The sequence below is a fragment of the Duganella hordei genome, from assembly GCF_040369125.1.
GTDB classification, from domain to species: domain Bacteria; phylum Pseudomonadota; class Gammaproteobacteria; order Burkholderiales; family Burkholderiaceae_D; genus Rugamonas; species Rugamonas hordei.
Map to the genome: position 1 here is coordinate 111,225 of NZ_BPWI01000012.1, position 16,674 is coordinate 127,898.

Consider the following 16,674-nt stretch of genomic DNA (forward strand, 5'->3'; position numbering starts at 1 on the left):
AAAAAAGCCCGGTTCAGTTTCGAACCGGGCTTTTTTGTTTGTACCGCCGGTACCGTCAGGGTCAGCCGTTCAAGGCGGCGCGGCCGAGGGCGGGATCGTCGGTGAAGAACCCGTCCAGGCCGGTGGCGATGTAGCGCTTGATTTCGGCGATGGAGCCGGCTTCGTTGCGCGCGGCGTCGCCGGCGTTGTTGCGGAAGTCCGCCGCGAGGAAGTGGTTTTCCGGACGGAAGGTCCACGGCTCCACGCGCAGGCCGGCCTTGTGCGCATCGTCCACCAGCGAGCTTGGCTGGTCGAGGCTGCCGTCTTTTTTCAGCGGAATCAGCGCACGCGTCGGCGGGGCGATCACGTCGGCGTACTGGGCGACTTCGCGCAGGCCTGCCGGCGTGCACATCTGCGCGAAGGTCAGCGTGCCGCCGGCCGCGGCGACATCCATCGGACGCACGTTCTCGCCGATGACCAGCTGCATCAGGCGCAGGTTGGCGCGGCGGCCCAGCTTGCCGCGCAGGTATTTCAGGTTGGCGATTTCGAACGACTGGATCTCGACCGGATTGCGCCGCGTGTAGTCGTGCGCCGCGAGGATGGACAGGAAGCGGTCCTCCAGCGGCAGGCCGACGCTGGCGAAATAGGTCGAGTGCTTCAGCTCCGGCACCAGGCCGATGATGCGGCCGCGCGCCGCCGCTTCCGCCGCCGTGAAGTCGATGATTTCTTCAAACGTCAGCACCTGGAACATGCCGTTGTACTGCGCGCTGCCGGGACGGTATTGCGGCAGCCGCTCGACGGCGCGCAGCGTCTTCAGTTCGGCCAGCGTGAAGTCGTCGACGAACCAGCCTTCGTGCGTTTCGCCGTCGATGGTCTTGCGCGCCTTGCGGCTGGCAAACTCGGGATGGGCGGCCACGTCGGTCGTTTCGCTGAGGAAGGCTTCATGGCGCGCGACCAGCACGCCGTCCTTGGTGCTGCACAGGTCCGGCTCGATGTAGTCGGCGCCGTCGGCGATGGCCTTGGCGTACGACCCCAGCGTGTGCTCGGGACGCAGCGCGCTGGCGCCGCGGTGGCCGAACACCAGCGGCGTCTTCGAACCTGCGCCCACCGGCGCGATGCCCGGCATGCCGGACAGGTCCGGCGTCGACGATGCCGCCAGCACCGAGGCCGGCATGATCAGCGATGCGCCGGCGGCCACCGCCGCCGTTTGAATGAAGCCGCGCCGCGACAGACGCTTCGGTAAATAAAGATTGTTCATCAGAAGTCCGCCATCAAAGTCAGGAAGCCCTGACGTGGTGCAATCGGGAATGTATTGTAAGTCCCGCTGGCCGCGCCGACCACCACATTCAAACTGCCTGCGCGATTGGCCAGGTTGCTGACGTTCAAGCGATAGCGCGCGTTCTTCACCAGGCCACCGTTGAGGAAGGGCAGCTTGCCCGATACGCCCAGGCTCATCAGGAAGTAGCTCGGCACGTCCAGGTCGTTGGTGTAGGTGGCGTAGCGCTTGCCGACGTAGTCGCCGATCAGCTGGAACTCGGTGTCGGCGACGCTCAGCGTGGCGACGAACTTGTTCATCCATTCCGGGCTGCCCGGCACGGCCTTGCCGGCCGTGGCCACGATGTCCTTGCCGTTGCTGTAGTTGTCCGAGTAGGTCGAGCGGTTGAACGACAGCGCGTCATAGAACGAGAACATGCGGCCGAAGTGCAGCGTGCCGGAGATGTCGATGCCGTCGGTCTTGACGCTGCCGACGTTGGCCAGCACCGGATTGCCGCCGATGATGGACGAGATCACCGGGGTCGGGCTGATCGTCAGCAGGCGGTCCTTGAAGTCGACGTGGTAGAGGTTGACCTGGCCGTCGACTGCGCTCAGCGCACCCAAGTCCAGCTGGTGGCTGGTGCGCATGCCCAGCTCGTAGGTGATCGAGGTTTCAGGCTTGGCGGTGGTCTTGAACAGGTCGAACGCCGACTGGCTCGCCAGGCTCCACGGCGAGGCGCCACCACCGCCGTAGGTGACGAACTGGCGCATGTTCTTTTGCACGTTGACGAACATCTGGTCCTGCGGCGTGATGTCCCAGCGCGCGCCCAGCTGCGGCAGGAACCATTTCTTGGTGATGATCTCGCCCACCGGCAGCGCCAGCGAACCGTTGGCGATCGCGCCCTTGGCCGGTTGCACCGGGAACTGGCCGTCGGCGAACTGCAGGCTCGACTTGAAGCCGGCCTGCAGCGCCAGGTCGTCGCGCATGCGCCATTCGTCCTGCAGGTGGATCTGGGCCACCTTGTTGTCGATCTGGCTGCCGTATTGCGTGATCAGCGGATTGGCCGGACGGTCGTATGGCGAGCTCGGGTTGTTCACGTCCAGCGCATACCAGCGGCGATACGCCGACGAGCGGTTGTGCTCCAGCCACAGGCCGCCCTGCAGCTTGTGATTGCCGAATTCGGTGTTCACGGTGGACAGCCAGCCGTTGCGGTTGATCGCGTACTCGGTGGTGCGGGTGGCGTAGCCGGAGTTGCCGAACACCTGCTTCAGGTTCTGGCCCGGGAAGTACACCGCGAACAGCGCCGGCAGGCCGGCCACGCCGATGGGACCTGCCACCACGCCGACGCCGTCGTCGTTGTGGTAGTAGACCTGGTTGGACCAGGTGGTCGCTTCGCCGATGTTCATGTCGAACCTGGCGTAGGTCAGGTAGTCGGTGCGCTGGGCGTCGCTGTAGTAGTTGCGGTAGTTGTTGCCCTCGGCCGCGGGCGTGCCGCCGGCGGCCGACAGGTAGGACAGCGCCTGCTGGAAGTTCGGGTACAGGAACGGACGGGTGTATGGCTGGTACTTCTCGGTGGCCGAGTGCACCGTGCTGTCTTCGTTCGGTTCGATCTTGTCCGAGTAATCGACGAACAGCGTCAGCTTGCCCAGGCTGCTCTGGTTGACGTACTTGGCGTTGACCTGGTCGCCGCCCTGGCGGCCGTTGAAGTCCCAGGCCTTTTGCTCGTGGTGCACGCCGGAGATGTAGGCGCTGTTGCCGTTGCCGAAGTTGCCGGTATCGTAGCGCACGAAGGTGCGCGAGGTGTTGTAGCTGCCGACGGTCTGCTGCACGGCCAGGTTGCGGCTCTGTTGCGGATCGCTGGAGAAGGTCTCGATGGTGCCGCCGAGGTTGCTGGTCGAGGCGGTCGACAGGTCGCCGGCGCCCGACGACAGGATCACGCTGCCGACGTTTTCGCTGATGACGGCGCGCTGCGGCGACAGGCCATTGTAGTTGCCGTATTGCTGGTCGCCCAGCGGCGCGCCGTCCATGGTGTAGCCCAGCTGCTGGCCGCTGAAGCCATGCACGAACAGCGACAGGTTTTGCTCGTTGTTGCCCCAAGGGTCGGCGGTCTGGAAGCTGACGCCTGGTAAGGTTTCCAGCGCTTTCAATGGATTAATGCCCGGCAGGATTTTCTGCATGTCGCTCTTGGTCATGGCGACCGAGGAACGGGTCTTGCGGGTGGCGATTTCAACGGTGGCGACCGGCGCGGCTGCCGCCGCCGCTTCCGCTTCCGCTTCCGTGGCGTAGTCGGCTGCCGCGGCCGGCGCGGCGGCCATGTCGGCGACGGCGGCGGCAACGTTGGCGGCCATGGCCAGCATAGGGAAGCTCAGCGCGGCGAAGCACACCGCGGATAATTTCTTGTTCATGTTTTGCCTTGAGGAGCAGTTTGAGGGAATAGCAACGTCGCGAATGATAGGGACCGAGTGTTACCGGATCATGACGCTGGTGCGCTACACTGCTGGCTGGAAATTAAGGAGACGACACGATGCGCAGACTTTTGATGCTGGCGATGGCGCTGCAACTGGCCGGTTGCTACACGGTGAATCAATCGGCCCTGGGGAACTTCGTCACGCAGACGGTGCAGCCCGGCATGCCGCTGGACCAGGCGCTGGTGCGCATGCGCGCCGAAGGATTCTTCTGCAACACCAGCAGCGCCGGCACGGTGACGATCTGCACCCGCAACCAGGACCGCTTCCTGCGCGGCTCGTGCCTGGAGCGCGTCGACATGGTGCGCAGCGCGACCTCTACACAAACCGTCGGCGCCATCGATGTGATGGAAACCCGCTGCGCAAAAATTTGATATGACAACAGAAAGAAATTCGTTACGCTTGCCGCCCCGCAGGGCGGTGTTGAAGTCGCCCGAGGACGCCGAGGCCAAGAAGCGGGCACAGGAGCAAAGAGACGCGGAGGTGCGCGGCGTCGCATCGATCCACGACATGCGGGAAGCGATCAAGGACGCCGCGCGCGCCTTGCCGGCGATTGCGGAAGTGCCGCGTTTGGGCGTGCTCAGCGCGGCGGCCTTCCGCGCGCGCGCCGCGCAAGGCCTGCCGTTCCTGACGACCGGGCTGGTCAAGCGCTGGCCGCTGTCGGCCCTGCCGCCGGAGATCCTGCGCGAACGCTACAGCCACGTGCCGGTGCGGGCGCGGGTGGGCGACTATATCAACACCGCCTTCGCGGCCGACCGCGCGATGCAGGATATGTCCATGGGGGAGTATCTGGATCTGGTCGACTCTGGCGTGCACGCACTGCCGCCGTACCTGGGCAACCTGGAACTGCGCGAGTTGAACAGCCTGTGCCACTGGCCCACGTATTTCGACAAGATGGGACCGCCGCGTTTCTGGGTAGGCCCGGCCGGCACGGTGACGCCGCTGCATTGCGACTACGACGACAACATCTTCGCGCAGATCTGGGGCACCAAGCGCATCTTCCTGTCGCCGCCGCATCACGACGAATTCCTCTACCCGAGGGAGGCGAACGCCATCCTGTTCGGATCGCCGTTCGACCCCGAGGCGCCGGATTTCGACCGGTTCCCGCTGGCGCGCCAGGCGACGATGATCGAGGTCATCGTCAACCCGGGCGACATGCTGTATGTGCCCGCCGGCTGGTACCACCAGGTGCGCGCGCTGACGTTTTCGCTGTCGTCCAACCGCTGGGCCAGGGCCGTGCCGTTCGCGCTGAGGGCGCCCGGAGCTTGATGCCAGCTTAGTGCTTGGCTTCGCTGGCCGGGATCAGCGCTTCCACCGGCGCGTCGGTGGCGAACAGCTGGGCGCAGTCGACTTTGTCGTAGTCGTAGTGCTGGCCGCAGAAGTCGCAGTTGACGCCGACGTGGCCTTGCTCTTCCAGCACGCTGTCCACTTCGGCGCGGCCCAGCATCTTCAGCATGTTGCCGACCTTTTCGCGGGTACAGGTGCAGTGGAAGGACGGATGCAGCGGTTCGAACACGCGTATCGTCTCTTCCCAGAACAGGCGCTGCATCAGCACGTCGATGGTGGTCGACAGCAGTTCCTCCTGCTTCAAGGTCGAGCCGAGGATGACGGCGCGGTTCCACGTTTCCAGCGCCTCGTCCTCGGTCAGCGGCGCGGTCTCGACGGCGGTCTTGCCGCCGTTGTAGGGCAGCTTTTGCAGCAGCAGGCCGCGCGAGACGTTGTCGTCCGCCGCCAGCCACAGCTTGGTGTCCAGCTGTTCCGAGCGCAGCATGTAGTTCTCGATGACGGTGCCAACGTCGTCGCCGTCCAGCGGCACGATGCCCTGGTAGGGCTGCTGGCCGGGCATCTTGTCGGCCGGGTCGAGCGTGATGATGAAGCGGCCCTTGCCGTGCGCGTTCAGCAGCGTCGGCAGCCTGGCGTCGTCGGCGATCGCGGCGTCCGGATCGATCTTGGCGGTGGCGCGCAGGTGCAGGTCGGCGTCGCATTCGACCACCAGCAGCCGCACCGGACCGTCGCCGTGGATCTGCATGATGATGGAGCCGTTGAATTTCAGGTTGGCCGACAGCAGCGCGGCGGCGGCCACCATCTCGCCCAGCAGTTTTTTCACCGGGGCAGGATAGGCGTGGCGCGACAGCACCTCGCGCCAGGTGGCGGAGATGTCGATGAACTCGCCGCGCACGGCGGCGTTGTCGAAGATGAATTTCTGCAGGGTATCCTGGCCGATGATGGGGGTAATGCTCATTTCTTATCCGATCTTTTTGAGTTGCGTCTTGAACAGTTGGCCGCGCTGCACGTAGCCGTCGGCGATGACCAGCAGGCGCGCCGCGTCTTCATCGGTCAGCGTGCGCACGGCCTTGGCCGGCGAGCCGATGATCAGCGAGTTGTCCGGGAATTCCTTGCCTTCGGTGACCAGCGCGCCGGCGCCGACCAGGCAGCCCTTGCCGATCTTCGCGCCGTTCAGGATCACCGCCTGGATGCCGATCAGCGCGCCATCGCCGATGCTGCAGCCGTGCAGCATGGCCTGGTGGCCGATGGTCACGTTCTTGCCCACGGTCAGCGGGTAGCCCATGTCCGTGTGCATTACCGTGCCTTCCTGTACATTGCTGTTTTCACCGATGGTGATGCGTTCGTTGTCGCCGCGCAGCGTCGCACCGAACCATACCGTGGTGTTGGCGCGCAGGCTGACCTTGCCGACAACGTTGGCGGAGTCGGCAACAAACGACGATGCATCTATCTCGGGCGCGTGTTCGCCCAGTTGATATATAGACATTGGAAACCTTAGGTTGAGTGCTGATGAGCGGCGGGATGGCGCTATTTTACGCTTGCGTGGCTAGCGAACGGTCGTGCTATTATTTTGCCTTATCGCTGGCAAGCAACCGATATTGCGCCGGCCTGCGCATTTTCAAGGACCAAACATGAGCTACACGCCTTCCCGTTCCGAATTCCTGGCCATCCGCGGCCTGCGCTGCCATGTGCGTCATTGGGGGCGCGAGGGCGCGCCCAAGATCTTCATGCTGCACGGCTGGATGGACGTGGGCGCCTCGTTCCAGTTCGTCGTCGACGCGCTGCGCGGCGACTGGCATGTGATCGCGCCGGACTGGCGCGGCTTCGGGCTGTCCGAGCGCAGCGGCGCCGACACTTACTGGTTCCCCGACTACCTGGCCGACCTGGACGCGATCCTGCGCCACTACTCGCCGGAGCAAGCGGTCAATCTGCTGGGGCACAGCATGGGCGGCAACGCGGTCGCGCTGTATGCCGGCGCGCGGCCGGAGCGCATCCGCAAGCTGATCAACCTGGAAGGGGCCGGCTTGCGCGCCAGCAAGCCGGAGCAGGCGCCCGGTCGTTTCGCCAAGTGGATGGACGGTTTGCTGGAACAGCCGGAACTGCGCAGCTATCCGAGCCAGGCGGCCGTTGCCGCGCGGCTGCAAAAGACCAATCCGCGCCTGGGCGACGAGCGCGCCGCCTTCCTCGCGCAGCACTGGTCGGCGCAGAACGACGCCGGTGAATGGGAAATCCTGGGCGATCCGGTGCACAAGCAGACCGGACCGCTGCCGTATCACGTCGAGGATGTGATGGCTTGCTGGAAGGCGATCGCGGCGCCGGTGCTGTGGGTGGAGGCTGAGCAGACCAATATGTGGACCTGGATGGGCGACGAGCAGGGCGGGCGCGCCGAGTTGACGCGCCGGCTGGCGCATTTGCGCGACGTGCGCCGCGAGGTGCTGGCCGACGCCGGCCACATGCTGCACCACGACCAGCCTGAGCAGCTGGCGCACCTGATCGAGGATTTCCTCGCGGGCTGACAGGAAGGACTTGCCAAGACTTTGCTTATTTGGCATGATTGATCCCATGACTTCCCATCCGACCATGACAACCCGCCGCCACGTCGCCCACGACGCTGGTGTTGCCGCGTTTGCCGGTCGGAGCCTGCCTTTCCGCGCCGTCTCCATTATTCGAATTATTCAGGGTCGCTGAGCTGCGGCTGCGCCGGTGCTCGGCGCCCCCAGCCTCCACGCGGCTCAGCCCGCATTCCCTCGAATATTTTATGGAGCAGCATCATGACCCTATCGTATCCCTCGCTGGCCGAAATCCGCGCCACCGCCCACCGCCTGCAAGGCAAGATCCTCGAGACGCCCGTGTGGCGCTGGCAGACCGGCGTCATCGAGCAGCAGTTTGCCGCAGGCGAGGTGTGGCTCAAGCTGGAATTGTTCCAGAAGACCGGCACCTTCAAGCTGCGCGGCGCCCTCAATTGCGTCGAAGCGCTGGACGCCGAGGAGCTGCGTCGCGGCATCGTCGCCGTCAGCGCCGGCAACCACGCGATCGCCGCCGCCTACGCCGCCCGGCTGGCGGGGTGTAGCGCCAAGGTCGTCATGCCGCGCCACGCCAGTCCGGCCCGCATCGCGGCCTGCCGCGAGCTGGTGGCCGAGGTGCTGCTGATGCCGGACGTGCACCAGGCGTTTGCGCGCGGCCGCGAGATCGAGCGCGACGAGGCGCGCACCATGCTGCATCCCTACGACGGTCCGCGTACCGCGCAGGGCACCGGCACGATAGGGCTGGAGCTGATGGCCCAGGTGCCGCAGCTGGACGCGGTGGTGGTACCGGTGGGCGGCGGCGGCATGTGCGCGGGCATCGCCGCCGCCGTCAAACAGATCAACCCGGCCTGCGCGGTGTACGGCGTCGAGCCGTTCGGCGCGGACGCGCTGTATCGCAGCTTCGCCTCGGGCGTGCCGGAAACGCTGGAACGGGTCGACACCGTGGCCGACAGCCTCGGCGCGCCGTACGCGATGGCCTACAGCTTCGGCGTGTGCCGCCGCTTCGTCAACGAAGTGGTGCGGGTTACGGACGACGAGATCTGCCTGGCGATGTTGCATCTGTTCCGCGACGCCAAGCTGGTGGCCGAGCCGGCCGCCGCCGTGGCGACGGCCGCCCTGCTCGGGCCGCTGCGCGAGCGGCTGGCGGGCAAGCGCGTGGCGCTGCTGGTGTGCGGTTCGAACATCGATCCGTTGCGCTTTGCCGAGCTGCTGGCGCGCGGCGCGCGGGTGCGCGGCGACGGCCTTGATGCAGCCGTGGATGGATTTTGCGCAGGCAGCGTACAATGAGGCCTTCATTGCTGTAATCATTGAGCCATATGTTGAAAGTCGATCTGCACTGCCACTCCAACGTTTCCGACGGCGTCCTCGCGCCGGCCTCGGTCGCGCAGCATGCGCGCAAGGCCGGCGTGGACGTCTGGGCGTTGACCGACCACGACGAAGTGGGCGGCATTGCCGCCGCCCGCGCCGCCGCGGAGGAGCAGGGCATGCGCTTCGTGACCGGGGTCGAGATCTCGATCACCTGGGCCAACGAGACGGTGCACATCGTCGGCTTGCAGATCGACGAAAACAATGCCGGCCTGGTCGGCGGCCTGGCCCGCACCCGCTCCGGCCGCGACAACCGCGGCCACGAGATCGCCACACAGCTGGCCAAGGTCGGCATCGACGGCGCCTACGAGGGCGCGCTGAAATATGTCGGCAATCCCGACCTGATGTCGCGCACGCACTTCGCGCGCTACCTGGTGGAAATCGGCGCCTGCGCCAATATTCCCGAAGTGTTCAAGAAATACCTGTCCGAAGGCAAGCCTGGCTATGTGCCGCATTGCTGGGCCTCGCTGGCCGATTCCGTCAACTGGATACGCGGCGCCGGCGGCATCGCCGTGATCGCCCATCCGGGCCGCTACAAATTCAGCCCGACCGCGCAGGGCGCGCTGTTCGACGAGTTCAAGCAGCTGGGCGGCACGGCGATCGAAGTGGTCACCGGCAGCCATACGCCGGACCAGTATGCCGAGTACGCGCAGCTGGCCAACAGCTACGGCTTCCTGGCCTCGCGCGGCACCGACTTCCATGCGCCGGGCGAGTCGCGGGTGGACTTCGCGTTGCTGCCGCCGCTGCCGGCCAACGTCAAACCGGTGTGGCACGACTGGTTCTGACACGGTAAATTGCTGTATCGATTACCGTCCGCAAGTAATATCTTGTATCTTGATTTTGTGTTCCCGTGGTCATACCTTATGATTTGGGCAATTTGTCCGCACCCGGAGAACCAACAATGAAACGCATCATCCTGTTTATCGCCACCAACCTCGCTGTGATGCTGGTGTTGTCGATCGTCTTGTCGCTGCTGGGCAGCGGCCGTCCCGGCTCGGGCAGCACACTGCAGCTGGGCAGCCTGCTGGCGTTCTCGCTGGTGGTCGGTTTTACCGGTGCGATCTTTTCGCTGCTGATCAGCAAGCCCATGGCCAAGTGGTCGACCGGCGCGCGCGTGATCGCGTCGCCGTCGTCGTCGACCGAGTTGTGGCTGGTCAATACCGTCAAGGCGCTGTCCGAGCGCGCCGGCATCGCCACGCCGGAAGTGGCCGTGTACGACGGCGAACCGAACGCCTTCGCCACCGGCGCCTTCAAGAACTCCGCGCTGGTCGCCGTCTCGACCGGCCTGCTGCAAAACATGAACCGCGACGAAGTGGAGGCCGTGCTGGGCCACGAGGTCGCCCACATCGCCAACGGCGACATGGTGACCATGACGCTGATCCAGGGCGTGATGAATACCTTCGTCGTGTTCCTGGCGCGCGTGGTCGGCTTCTTTGTCGACAACGTGCTGCTGAAGAATAACGACAGCGAGCGCCGCGGTCCCGGCATCGGCTACATGGTGACGGTGTTCGTCTGTGAAATCATCTTCGGCGTGGCCGCGTCGCTGATCGTGGCCTGGTTCTCGCGCCAGCGCGAATTCCGCGCCGACGCCGGTTCCGCCAAGCTGCTGGGCAGCTCGGTGCCGATGCAGCACGCGCTGGCGCGCCTGAACGGCATGGAGCCAGGCGCCTTGCCGCAATCGATCGCGGCCTCGGGCATCACCAGCGGCGGCGGCTGGGGCGCGCTGTTTTCCACCCACCCGCCGTTCGAGCAGCGTATTGCCGCCTTGCGTAGCGTACAATCCTGATCATTAATAACAGCGGCGAGGGCAGCAGTGGCCCCGCCAGCAATATATGAGTCAATTTTTTCAGGTCCATCCCGTCAATCCGCAGTCGCGCCTGATCAAGCAGGCGGCGCAGATCGTGCATGACGGCGGCATCGTCGCCGTGCCGACGGATTCCTGCTACGCGCTGGTCTGCCACCTGGACGACAAGAGCGCGGTCGAACGGCTGCGGCGGATACGCGGCATCGACGAAAAACACCACCTGACCCTGCTGTGCCGCGATCTCAGCGAGATCGGCGTGTATGCGCGGGTCGACAATCGCCAGTTCCGCCTGCTCAAGGCGGCCACGCCGGGCCCGTTCACTTTTATCCTCGAAGCGACCAAGTGCGTGCCGCGCCGGCTCAGCCACCCGTCACGCAAGACCATCGGCCTGCGGGTGCCGGAAGACGCCATCGTGCATGCCTTGCTGGAAGAGCTGCAGCAGCCGCTACTGGGCACGACCCTGATCATGCCGGGCGAGGAAGACGCGCTGAACGACGCCGACGCCATCTGCGAGCGGCTGGGCAAGCAGATCGAGCTGATCATCGACGGCGGCGCCTGCAGCATGGAGCCGACCACGGTGATCGACCTCAGCGGTGCCGGCGCCGAACTGGTGCGGCAGGGCAGGGGCGACGCCGCCATGTTCGGTCTGTAAGCCAGGCCTAAGACCGAGCTGTCAATGTCGGTCTGGCAATCGGGCAAGTGCGCCGGCCCTTGACGGCGTAGCAAGAGCACTTTGTGGCCTCTGGTAAAATCCCCTTCATGAACGACACCGACAGCATTATCCAGACCATCACGGTCTATGTGATCCCTGTTCTTTTTGCAATTTCCCTGCATGAAGCCGCACACGGATACGTCGCCCGCTATTTCGGCGACCCCACCGCAGCCAACGAAGGCCGCCTGAGCCTGAATCCGCTGCGCCATATCGACCCCTTCGGCACGGTGATCCTGCCGTTGATCCTGAGCCTGCTGCATCTGCCGGCGCTGGGCTACGCCAAGCCGGTGCCGGTCGATTACGGCCGCCTGCGCAATCCGAAGAAGCAGATGGCGCTGGTGGCCGCGGCAGGTCCGGCGGCCAACTTCCTCATGGGCCTGGCCTGGATGGCGCTGTGGGTGGTGCTGACCTATGCGCTGGGCGTGCCGCAGGATGATTTCTTCATCGAAATGTCCAAGGCCGGTATCGGCGTCAACTCGGCGATGTGCGTGTTCAACCTGATTCCATTGCCGCCGCTGGACGGCGGCCGCATCGTCACCGGCATCCTGCCGATGGCGCTGGCGCGCAAGTACGCGCAGATCGAACGTTACGGCATATTCGTGTTCATTGGCTTGATCATTATGATGCAGCAGGGCATGTTGACCGGCTTCCTGATCGGTGGCATGCATATTCTGCAGAGCATTTTCCACGTGCTGCTGTTCCCCCTTATTTATCTTTTTAACTGAGCCGACTATGTATCCCGATCGTGTTGTATCCGGCATGCGTCCGACTGGTTCCATGCACCTGGGTCATTACCACGGTGCCTTGAAGAACTGGATCAAGATGCAGTCCGAGCTGCCGTGCCTGTTCTTCGTGGCCGACTGGCACGCGCTGACCACGCATTACGACGACCCCAGCGTGATCGAGCGCAGCACCTGGGAAATGTTGATCGACTGGCTGGCCGCCGGCATCGATCCGTCGCAATCGACCCTGTTCATCCAGTCGCGCGTGCCCGAGCATGCCGAACTGCACCTGCTGCTGTCGATGGCCACGCCGCTGGGCTGGCTGGAGCGCGTGCCGACCTACAAGGACCAGATCGAGAACCTGGCCAGCAAGGACCTGGCCACCTACGGCTTCCTCGGCTACCCGCTGCTGCAGGCGGCCGACGTGCTGATCTACCGCGCCAGCCAGGTGCCGGTGGGCGACGATCAGGTGCCGCATATCGAGATGATGCGCGAAATTGCGCGGCGGTTTAATCACTTGTACGGCAAGGAAAAAGGCTTCGAGGAAAAGGCGCAGGAAGCGGTCAAGAAGCTGGGCAGCAAGCGCGCCAAGCTCTACAACGAACTGCGCACCGAATACCAGCAGGACGGCAAGGAAGAGGCGCTGGAGCAGGCCAAGGCCATGCTGGACGACGCCCAGAGCCTGTCGATGGGCGACCGCGAGCGCCTGTTCGGCTATCTGGAAGGCAGCCGCAAGCTGATCCTGGTCGAGCCGCAGGCCCGCCTGACCGTCGCGTCACGCCTGCCGGGCCTCGATGGCCGCAAGATGTCCAAGAGCTACGGCAACGCCATCGCGCTGCGCGAGGACAAGGAATCCGTCAGCAAGAAGGTCAAGACCATGCCGACCGACCCGGCCCGCGTGCGCCGCACCGATGCCGGCGACCCGGCCCGGTGCCCGGTCTGGCAGTTCCATCAGGTGTATTCCGACAACGCCACCCAGGAATGGGTGGTAAAAGGATGTAAATCCGCCGGCATCGGCTGCATCGAATGCAAGCAGCCGGTGATCGACGCCATCATCAAGGAACAGGAGCCGATGCACGAGCGCGCCCAGCAGTACCTGGACGATCCGTCGCTGGTGCGCGCCATCGTTGCCGACGGCAATGACGCGGCCCGCAAGCTGGCGCTGGAGACCATGCGCGACGTGCGCGAAGCCATGGGCCTGGCATACACATGAGCGGCGGCATGAGTGACACCGTCTCCCCCTGGGTGCGACGCTACGCCCCGCTGATCCCGGGCGGCGAGGTGCTGGACCTGGCGTGCGGCAGCGGCCGTCATTCGCGCCACCTGGCCGCGCTGGGCCATGCCGTGGTCGCGGTCGACCGCGACAACGAGGCGCTGGCCGCCGCGGCCGGGCCGGAAATCACCACCACCGAAATTGATCTGGAGCAGGAGGGCGCCGCCTGGCCATTCGGGCCTGAGCGATTTGCCGGCATCGTGGTCACAAACTATCTGCATCGTCCGCTAATTGCGGACATGCTGGCCAGCCTGGCGCCGAACGGCGTGCTGCTGTACGAAACCTTCGCGGACGGCAACGCGCAGTTCGGCAAACCGTCGAATCCGGCATTTTTGCTGCAGCCCGGCGAACTGCTGGAATGGGCGCGCACCCACGGCTTGCGGGTGGTGGCCTTCGAGGATGGCGTCACCGACATGCCAAAAGCTGCCATGGTGCAACGTCTATGCGCCGTGAAGCCCGATTTTCCCCGTGTGGCGGCCCTTTTGCCGCCATTTTGATGGCCGATATGTCATCCGGAATGCACCATATCCGCAGCCTATCGTCTACAATCGTTGTTTTAATACTTTATGCAGTGGTTTCCTATGATTAAGGGCAGCATAGTAGCAATCGTCACCCCGATGAACGCAGACGGTAGTCTGGACTTCGAGGGCTTGAACCAGCTGATCGACTGGCACATCGCCGAAGGTACGGACAGCATCGTCATCGCCGGCACCACCGGCGAATCGGCCACCGTGAGCGTGGAAGAGCACTGCGCGCTGATCAAGGCGACCGTTGCCCACGCCAAGGGCCGCATCCCGATCATCGCCGGCGCCGGCGCCAACTCGACCGCCGAGGCGATCAAGCTGACCCGTTTCGCCAAGGAAGCGGGCGCGGACGCCACGCTGCAAGTGGTTCCTTACTACAACCGTCCTACCCAGGAAGGCATGTACCAGCACTTCAAGGCCATCGCTGAAGCGGTGGACCTGCCGGTGATCCTGTACAACGTGCCGGGCCGTACCGTTGCCGACATGAGCAACGAGACCATCCTGCGCCTGGCCGCGATCCCCAACATCATCGGCGTCAAGGATGCGACCGGCAACATCGGCCGCGGCTACGACCTGCTGCGCCTGGCGCCCAAGTCGTTCGCCGTGTATTCCGGCGACGATCCGACCGCGATGGCATTGATGCTGGGCGGCGGCGCCGGCAACATCTCCGTCACCGCCAACGTCGCCCCGCGCGACATGGCCGACATGTGCCGCGCGGCGATCGCCGGCGATATCGCCAAGGCGGTGGAATTGAATAACAAGATGTTCCCGCTGCACCAGAAACTGTTCGTCGAGCCGAATCCGGTGCCGGTCAAATGGGCGCTGGCGGAAATGGGCAAAATGCCGGCTGGCATACGCTTGCCGCTGGTGCCGCTGGCGGCCGAATGCCACGAAGCGGTACGCGCGGCCCTGCGAGAAGCCGGCGTACTGTAAAACCTTAGCAACAAGCCCCGACTTCGGTTCGGTTCATTCCTGATTTGCGCTTCTTAAACAGTAACGACATGACTATTCGCAAGACAGCTTCTATTTCCTCGCAACGCGCCCTGGTAGTTGGCGCATTGATGGCCAGTTTGACCGGTTGCGGCATGATCGGCTCGGTAGTCGGTAACGACAAGGTGGACTACAAGTCCGCCAAGAAGGCCAGCACGCTGGACGTGCCGCCGGATCTGACGCAGTTGCAGAAAGATAACCGCTATTCGCTGCCGGACTCGAACAACGGTGTCGCCACCGCTTCCGGCTACAACGCTTCCAAGGGCATCGCCACCGGTCCCGCCGCCATCATGCCAGGCACGCCGGCAGCAGGCACGGTCGCACCGACCTCGCTGAGCGACATCAAGGTCGAGCGCGACGGCAACCAGCGCTGGCTGGTCATCAAGCAGACGCCTGAGCAACTGTGGCCGCAGCTGAAGCAGTTCTGGGAAGATTCGGGCTTCGTGCTGGCGCAGGACAATCCGACCGCAGGCACCATGGAAACCGAGTGGAATGAAAACCGCGCGAAGATCCCGCAAGACTTCATCCGCAACACCATCGGCAAGGTCTTTGATTCCGTCTATTCGAGCGGCGAACGCGACAAGTTCCGCACCCGCATCGAGCGTCGCGGCGACGGCGCCAGCGAAATCTACATCAGCCATCGCGGCGCGCAGGAAGTCGTCACCGGCGCCCAGAAGGAAAGCACCGTCTGGACCCCGCGTCCCAACGATCCGGGCCTGGAGGCCGAGTTCCTGGCACGCCTGATGACCAAACTGGGCAATGGCGCGGAAGTGGCGCAAGCCAAGACCGCCGTCGAATCGGCCATCGTGCAGCCGCAGCACGCGTCGCTGGTCGGCTCGGGCGCCGAGCGTGCCGTGCAGGTCGACGAAGGCTTCGACCGCGCCTGGCGCCGTGTCGGCCTGGCGCTGGACCGCGCCGGCTTCACCGTGGAAGACCGCGACCGCACCCAGGGTACTTACTTCGTTCGCTATGTCGACGACGTGACCGAGACCAAGGGCTTCTTCAGCAAGCTGTTCAGCTGGGGCTCGTCGTCGGAAGCCGATAAGGAAGCGCAGCGCTATCGTATCTCGGTGAAAGCCGGTGCGGGCAATAGCAGCACCGTGACCGTATTGAGCAATGCCGGCAAACAGGAAGCGACGCCGGTCAGCGATAAGATCCTGACCCTGCTGCACGAGCAATTGAAGTAATCGTAGAAGTATAAAAAAAACCGGCTTTAAGCCGGTTTTTTTATGCCTGTATTTAATCGCAGACAAATCTTCAGGCGAAAAAAAACCGGCCCGAAGGCCGGCTTTTTTCCGCTAGCTGATTACTTCGAAGCAGCTGGAGCAGCAGCAGCCGAAGCGGCTGGAGCAGCGGCAGCGTCCGAAGCAGCAGGAGCAGCAGCGGCAGGAGCAGCAGCGTCAGCAGCTGGTGCTGGTGCTGGAGCAGCAGCTGGAGCAGCTTCTGGAGCAGCTACTGGAGCTGGAGCAGCAGGAGCTTCTTCTTTTTTGGAGCAAGCAGCCAGAGCAACAGCCAGCAGGGAAACGATCAGCAGGGATTTTTTCATGGGTTTTCCTTAAAATTCAAAATTAAACACAATTGTTGCGATTAATAATTACCGGTAATTATCGCTCATTAGGTCGTCTTCGAAGGCTTTCGTACCTGGAAATGGTGCCAGCCAGACAACGGAAACTTCCTAACCGAATATTATAGCGATTTTTAGTGCGTCGCAATAGGACAAACAGTCGTTCCCACAACTATTTTGCGATATCGCAACATTTAACTTTCGACTTCCTT

Annotated in this window: 17 protein-coding genes; 12 read left to right on the forward strand and 5 right to left on the reverse strand. The window is 64.0% G+C overall.

What is annotated here, in order from left to right:
- Nucleotides 1-61: 61 nt before the first annotated feature.
- Together ABWW33_RS23940 and ABWW33_RS23945 are read right to left on the reverse strand one after the other, a co-directional pair.
- Nucleotides 62-1,237 carry a glycerophosphodiester phosphodiesterase gene (locus tag ABWW33_RS23940; RefSeq protein ID WP_353404030.1) on the reverse strand — a complete coding sequence of 392 codons (1,176 nt, stop codon included), beginning with the start codon at nt 1,235-1,237 and terminating at the stop codon, nt 62-64.
- A complete protein-coding gene (locus tag ABWW33_RS23945) occupies nt 1,237-3,639 on the reverse strand; it encodes a TonB-dependent receptor (RefSeq protein ID WP_353404031.1) in 2,403 nt (800 codons plus the stop codon). Before ABWW33_RS23945 ends, ABWW33_RS23940 begins: the two co-directional genes overlap by 1 nt.
- 119 nt (nt 3,640-3,758) lie before the next feature.
- On the opposite strand from ABWW33_RS23945, the gene ABWW33_RS23950 reads away from it, so the two are divergent.
- Both ABWW33_RS23950 and ABWW33_RS23955 read left to right on the forward strand, forming a co-directional pair.
- Nucleotides 3,759-4,073 carry a hypothetical protein gene (locus ABWW33_RS23950; RefSeq protein ID WP_176654318.1) on the forward strand — a complete coding sequence of 105 codons (315 nt, stop codon included), beginning with the start codon at nt 3,759-3,761 and terminating at the stop codon, nt 4,071-4,073.
- 1 nt (nt 4,074) lies between these two features.
- Nucleotides 4,075-4,968, forward strand: a complete 894-nt coding sequence (locus ABWW33_RS23955; RefSeq protein WP_353404032.1) for a cupin-like domain-containing protein — start codon at nt 4,075-4,077, stop codon at nt 4,966-4,968.
- A 7-nt stretch (nt 4,969-4,975) separates the two neighbouring features.
- Here the strand turns inward: ABWW33_RS23955 and hslO are convergent, their stop codons facing one another.
- The gene (gene hslO, locus ABWW33_RS23960; RefSeq protein ID WP_176654321.1) at nt 4,976-5,941 is read right to left on the reverse strand and encodes an Hsp33 family molecular chaperone HslO; all 966 of its coding nucleotides are present in this window, start codon (nt 5,939-5,941) and stop codon (nt 4,976-4,978) included.
- A 3-nt stretch (nt 5,942-5,944) separates the two neighbouring features.
- A complete protein-coding gene (locus tag ABWW33_RS23965) occupies nt 5,945-6,469 on the reverse strand; it encodes a gamma carbonic anhydrase family protein (protein ID WP_353404033.1) in 525 nt (174 codons plus the stop codon).
- 145 nt (nt 6,470-6,614) lie between these two features.
- Between ABWW33_RS23965 and ABWW33_RS23970 the strand changes: the two genes are divergently transcribed.
- The 10 genes from ABWW33_RS23970 (at nt 6,615) to bamC (ending at nt 16,085) form a co-directional block, all read left to right on the forward strand.
- Nucleotides 6,615-7,499, forward strand: a complete 885-nt coding sequence (locus ABWW33_RS23970; RefSeq protein WP_353404034.1) for an alpha/beta fold hydrolase — start codon at nt 6,615-6,617, stop codon at nt 7,497-7,499.
- 255 nt (nt 7,500-7,754) lie between these two features.
- Complete coding sequence (locus ABWW33_RS23975; RefSeq protein WP_353404035.1) at nt 7,755-8,795, forward strand: threonine ammonia-lyase; 1,041 nt, start codon at nt 7,755-7,757, stop codon at nt 8,793-8,795.
- A 29-nt stretch (nt 8,796-8,824) separates the two neighbouring features.
- The gene (locus ABWW33_RS23980) at nt 8,825-9,658 is read left to right on the forward strand and encodes a 3',5'-nucleoside bisphosphate phosphatase (protein ID WP_176654325.1); all 834 of its coding nucleotides are present in this window, start codon (nt 8,825-8,827) and stop codon (nt 9,656-9,658) included.
- A gap of 116 nt (nt 9,659-9,774) precedes the next feature.
- Complete coding sequence (gene htpX, locus ABWW33_RS23985; RefSeq protein WP_353404036.1) at nt 9,775-10,659, forward strand: protease HtpX; 885 nt, start codon at nt 9,775-9,777, stop codon at nt 10,657-10,659.
- 46 nt (nt 10,660-10,705) lie between these two features.
- A complete protein-coding gene (locus tag ABWW33_RS23990) occupies nt 10,706-11,329 on the forward strand; it encodes an L-threonylcarbamoyladenylate synthase (RefSeq protein WP_176654327.1) in 624 nt (207 codons plus the stop codon).
- Between the two features lie 107 nt (nt 11,330-11,436).
- Nucleotides 11,437-12,114, forward strand: a complete 678-nt coding sequence (locus ABWW33_RS23995; RefSeq protein ID WP_353404095.1) for a site-2 protease family protein — start codon at nt 11,437-11,439, stop codon at nt 12,112-12,114.
- Between the two features lie 7 nt (nt 12,115-12,121).
- Complete coding sequence (locus ABWW33_RS24000; protein WP_176654329.1) at nt 12,122-13,324, forward strand: tryptophan--tRNA ligase; 1,203 nt, start codon at nt 12,122-12,124, stop codon at nt 13,322-13,324.
- A gap of 8 nt (nt 13,325-13,332) precedes the next feature.
- Entirely contained in the window at nt 13,333-13,881 is a 549-nt protein-coding gene (locus ABWW33_RS24005) for a class I SAM-dependent methyltransferase (RefSeq protein ID WP_353404037.1), read from the forward strand.
- Nucleotides 13,882-13,965: 84 nt separating this feature from the next.
- Nucleotides 13,966-14,841, forward strand: coding sequence for a 4-hydroxy-tetrahydrodipicolinate synthase (gene dapA, locus ABWW33_RS24010; RefSeq protein ID WP_353404038.1), 876 nt, complete (start codon nt 13,966-13,968; stop codon nt 14,839-14,841).
- Nucleotides 14,842-14,969: 128 nt separating this feature from the next.
- Entirely contained in the window at nt 14,970-16,085 is a 1,116-nt protein-coding gene (gene bamC, locus ABWW33_RS24015) for an NlpB/DapX family lipoprotein (RefSeq protein ID WP_353404039.1), read from the forward strand.
- A gap of 119 nt (nt 16,086-16,204) precedes the next feature.
- Here bamC and ABWW33_RS24020 read toward each other — a convergent pair whose 3' ends face one another.
- A complete protein-coding gene (locus ABWW33_RS24020; RefSeq protein WP_176654333.1) occupies nt 16,205-16,444 on the reverse strand; it encodes a hypothetical protein in 240 nt (79 codons plus the stop codon).
- Nucleotides 16,445-16,674 lie beyond the last annotated feature (230 nt).

What these genes read in the sequence shown, in the direction of transcription:
- ABWW33_RS23965 (WP_353404033.1), bottom strand. Translation starts at nt 6,469, where the DNA reads ATGTCTATATATCAACTGGGCGAACACGCGCCCGAGATAGATGCATCG.
- ABWW33_RS23945 (WP_353404031.1), bottom strand. Translation starts at nt 3,639, where the DNA reads ATGAACAAGAAATTATCCGCGGTGTGCTTCGCCGCGCTGAGCTTCCCT.
- ABWW33_RS24020 (WP_176654333.1), bottom strand. Translation starts at nt 16,444, where the DNA reads ATGAAAAAATCCCTGCTGATCGTTTCCCTGCTGGCTGTTGCTCTGGCT.
- ABWW33_RS23995 (WP_353404095.1), top strand. Translation starts at nt 11,437, where the DNA reads ATGAACGACACCGACAGCATTATCCAGACCATCACGGTCTATGTGATC.
- ABWW33_RS23950 (WP_176654318.1), top strand. Translation starts at nt 3,759, where the DNA reads ATGCGCAGACTTTTGATGCTGGCGATGGCGCTGCAACTGGCCGGTTGC.
- dapA (WP_353404038.1), top strand. Translation starts at nt 13,966, where the DNA reads ATGATTAAGGGCAGCATAGTAGCAATCGTCACCCCGATGAACGCAGAC.
- ABWW33_RS23990 (WP_176654327.1), top strand. Translation starts at nt 10,706, where the DNA reads ATGAGTCAATTTTTTCAGGTCCATCCCGTCAATCCGCAGTCGCGCCTG.
- htpX (WP_353404036.1), top strand. Translation starts at nt 9,775, where the DNA reads ATGAAACGCATCATCCTGTTTATCGCCACCAACCTCGCTGTGATGCTG.
- bamC (WP_353404039.1), top strand. Translation starts at nt 14,970, where the DNA reads ATGGCCAGTTTGACCGGTTGCGGCATGATCGGCTCGGTAGTCGGTAAC.
- ABWW33_RS24005 (WP_353404037.1), top strand. Translation starts at nt 13,333, where the DNA reads ATGAGTGACACCGTCTCCCCCTGGGTGCGACGCTACGCCCCGCTGATC.
- ABWW33_RS23970 (WP_353404034.1), top strand. Translation starts at nt 6,615, where the DNA reads ATGAGCTACACGCCTTCCCGTTCCGAATTCCTGGCCATCCGCGGCCTG.
- ABWW33_RS23955 (WP_353404032.1), top strand. Translation starts at nt 4,075, where the DNA reads ATGACAACAGAAAGAAATTCGTTACGCTTGCCGCCCCGCAGGGCGGTG.
- ABWW33_RS23980 (WP_176654325.1), top strand. Translation starts at nt 8,825, where the DNA reads ATGTTGAAAGTCGATCTGCACTGCCACTCCAACGTTTCCGACGGCGTC.
- ABWW33_RS23975 (WP_353404035.1), top strand. Translation starts at nt 7,755, where the DNA reads ATGACCCTATCGTATCCCTCGCTGGCCGAAATCCGCGCCACCGCCCAC.
- hslO (WP_176654321.1), bottom strand. Translation starts at nt 5,941, where the DNA reads ATGAGCATTACCCCCATCATCGGCCAGGATACCCTGCAGAAATTCATC.
- ABWW33_RS23940 (WP_353404030.1), bottom strand. Translation starts at nt 1,237, where the DNA reads ATGAACAATCTTTATTTACCGAAGCGTCTGTCGCGGCGCGGCTTCATT.
- ABWW33_RS24000 (WP_176654329.1), top strand. Translation starts at nt 12,122, where the DNA reads ATGTATCCCGATCGTGTTGTATCCGGCATGCGTCCGACTGGTTCCATG.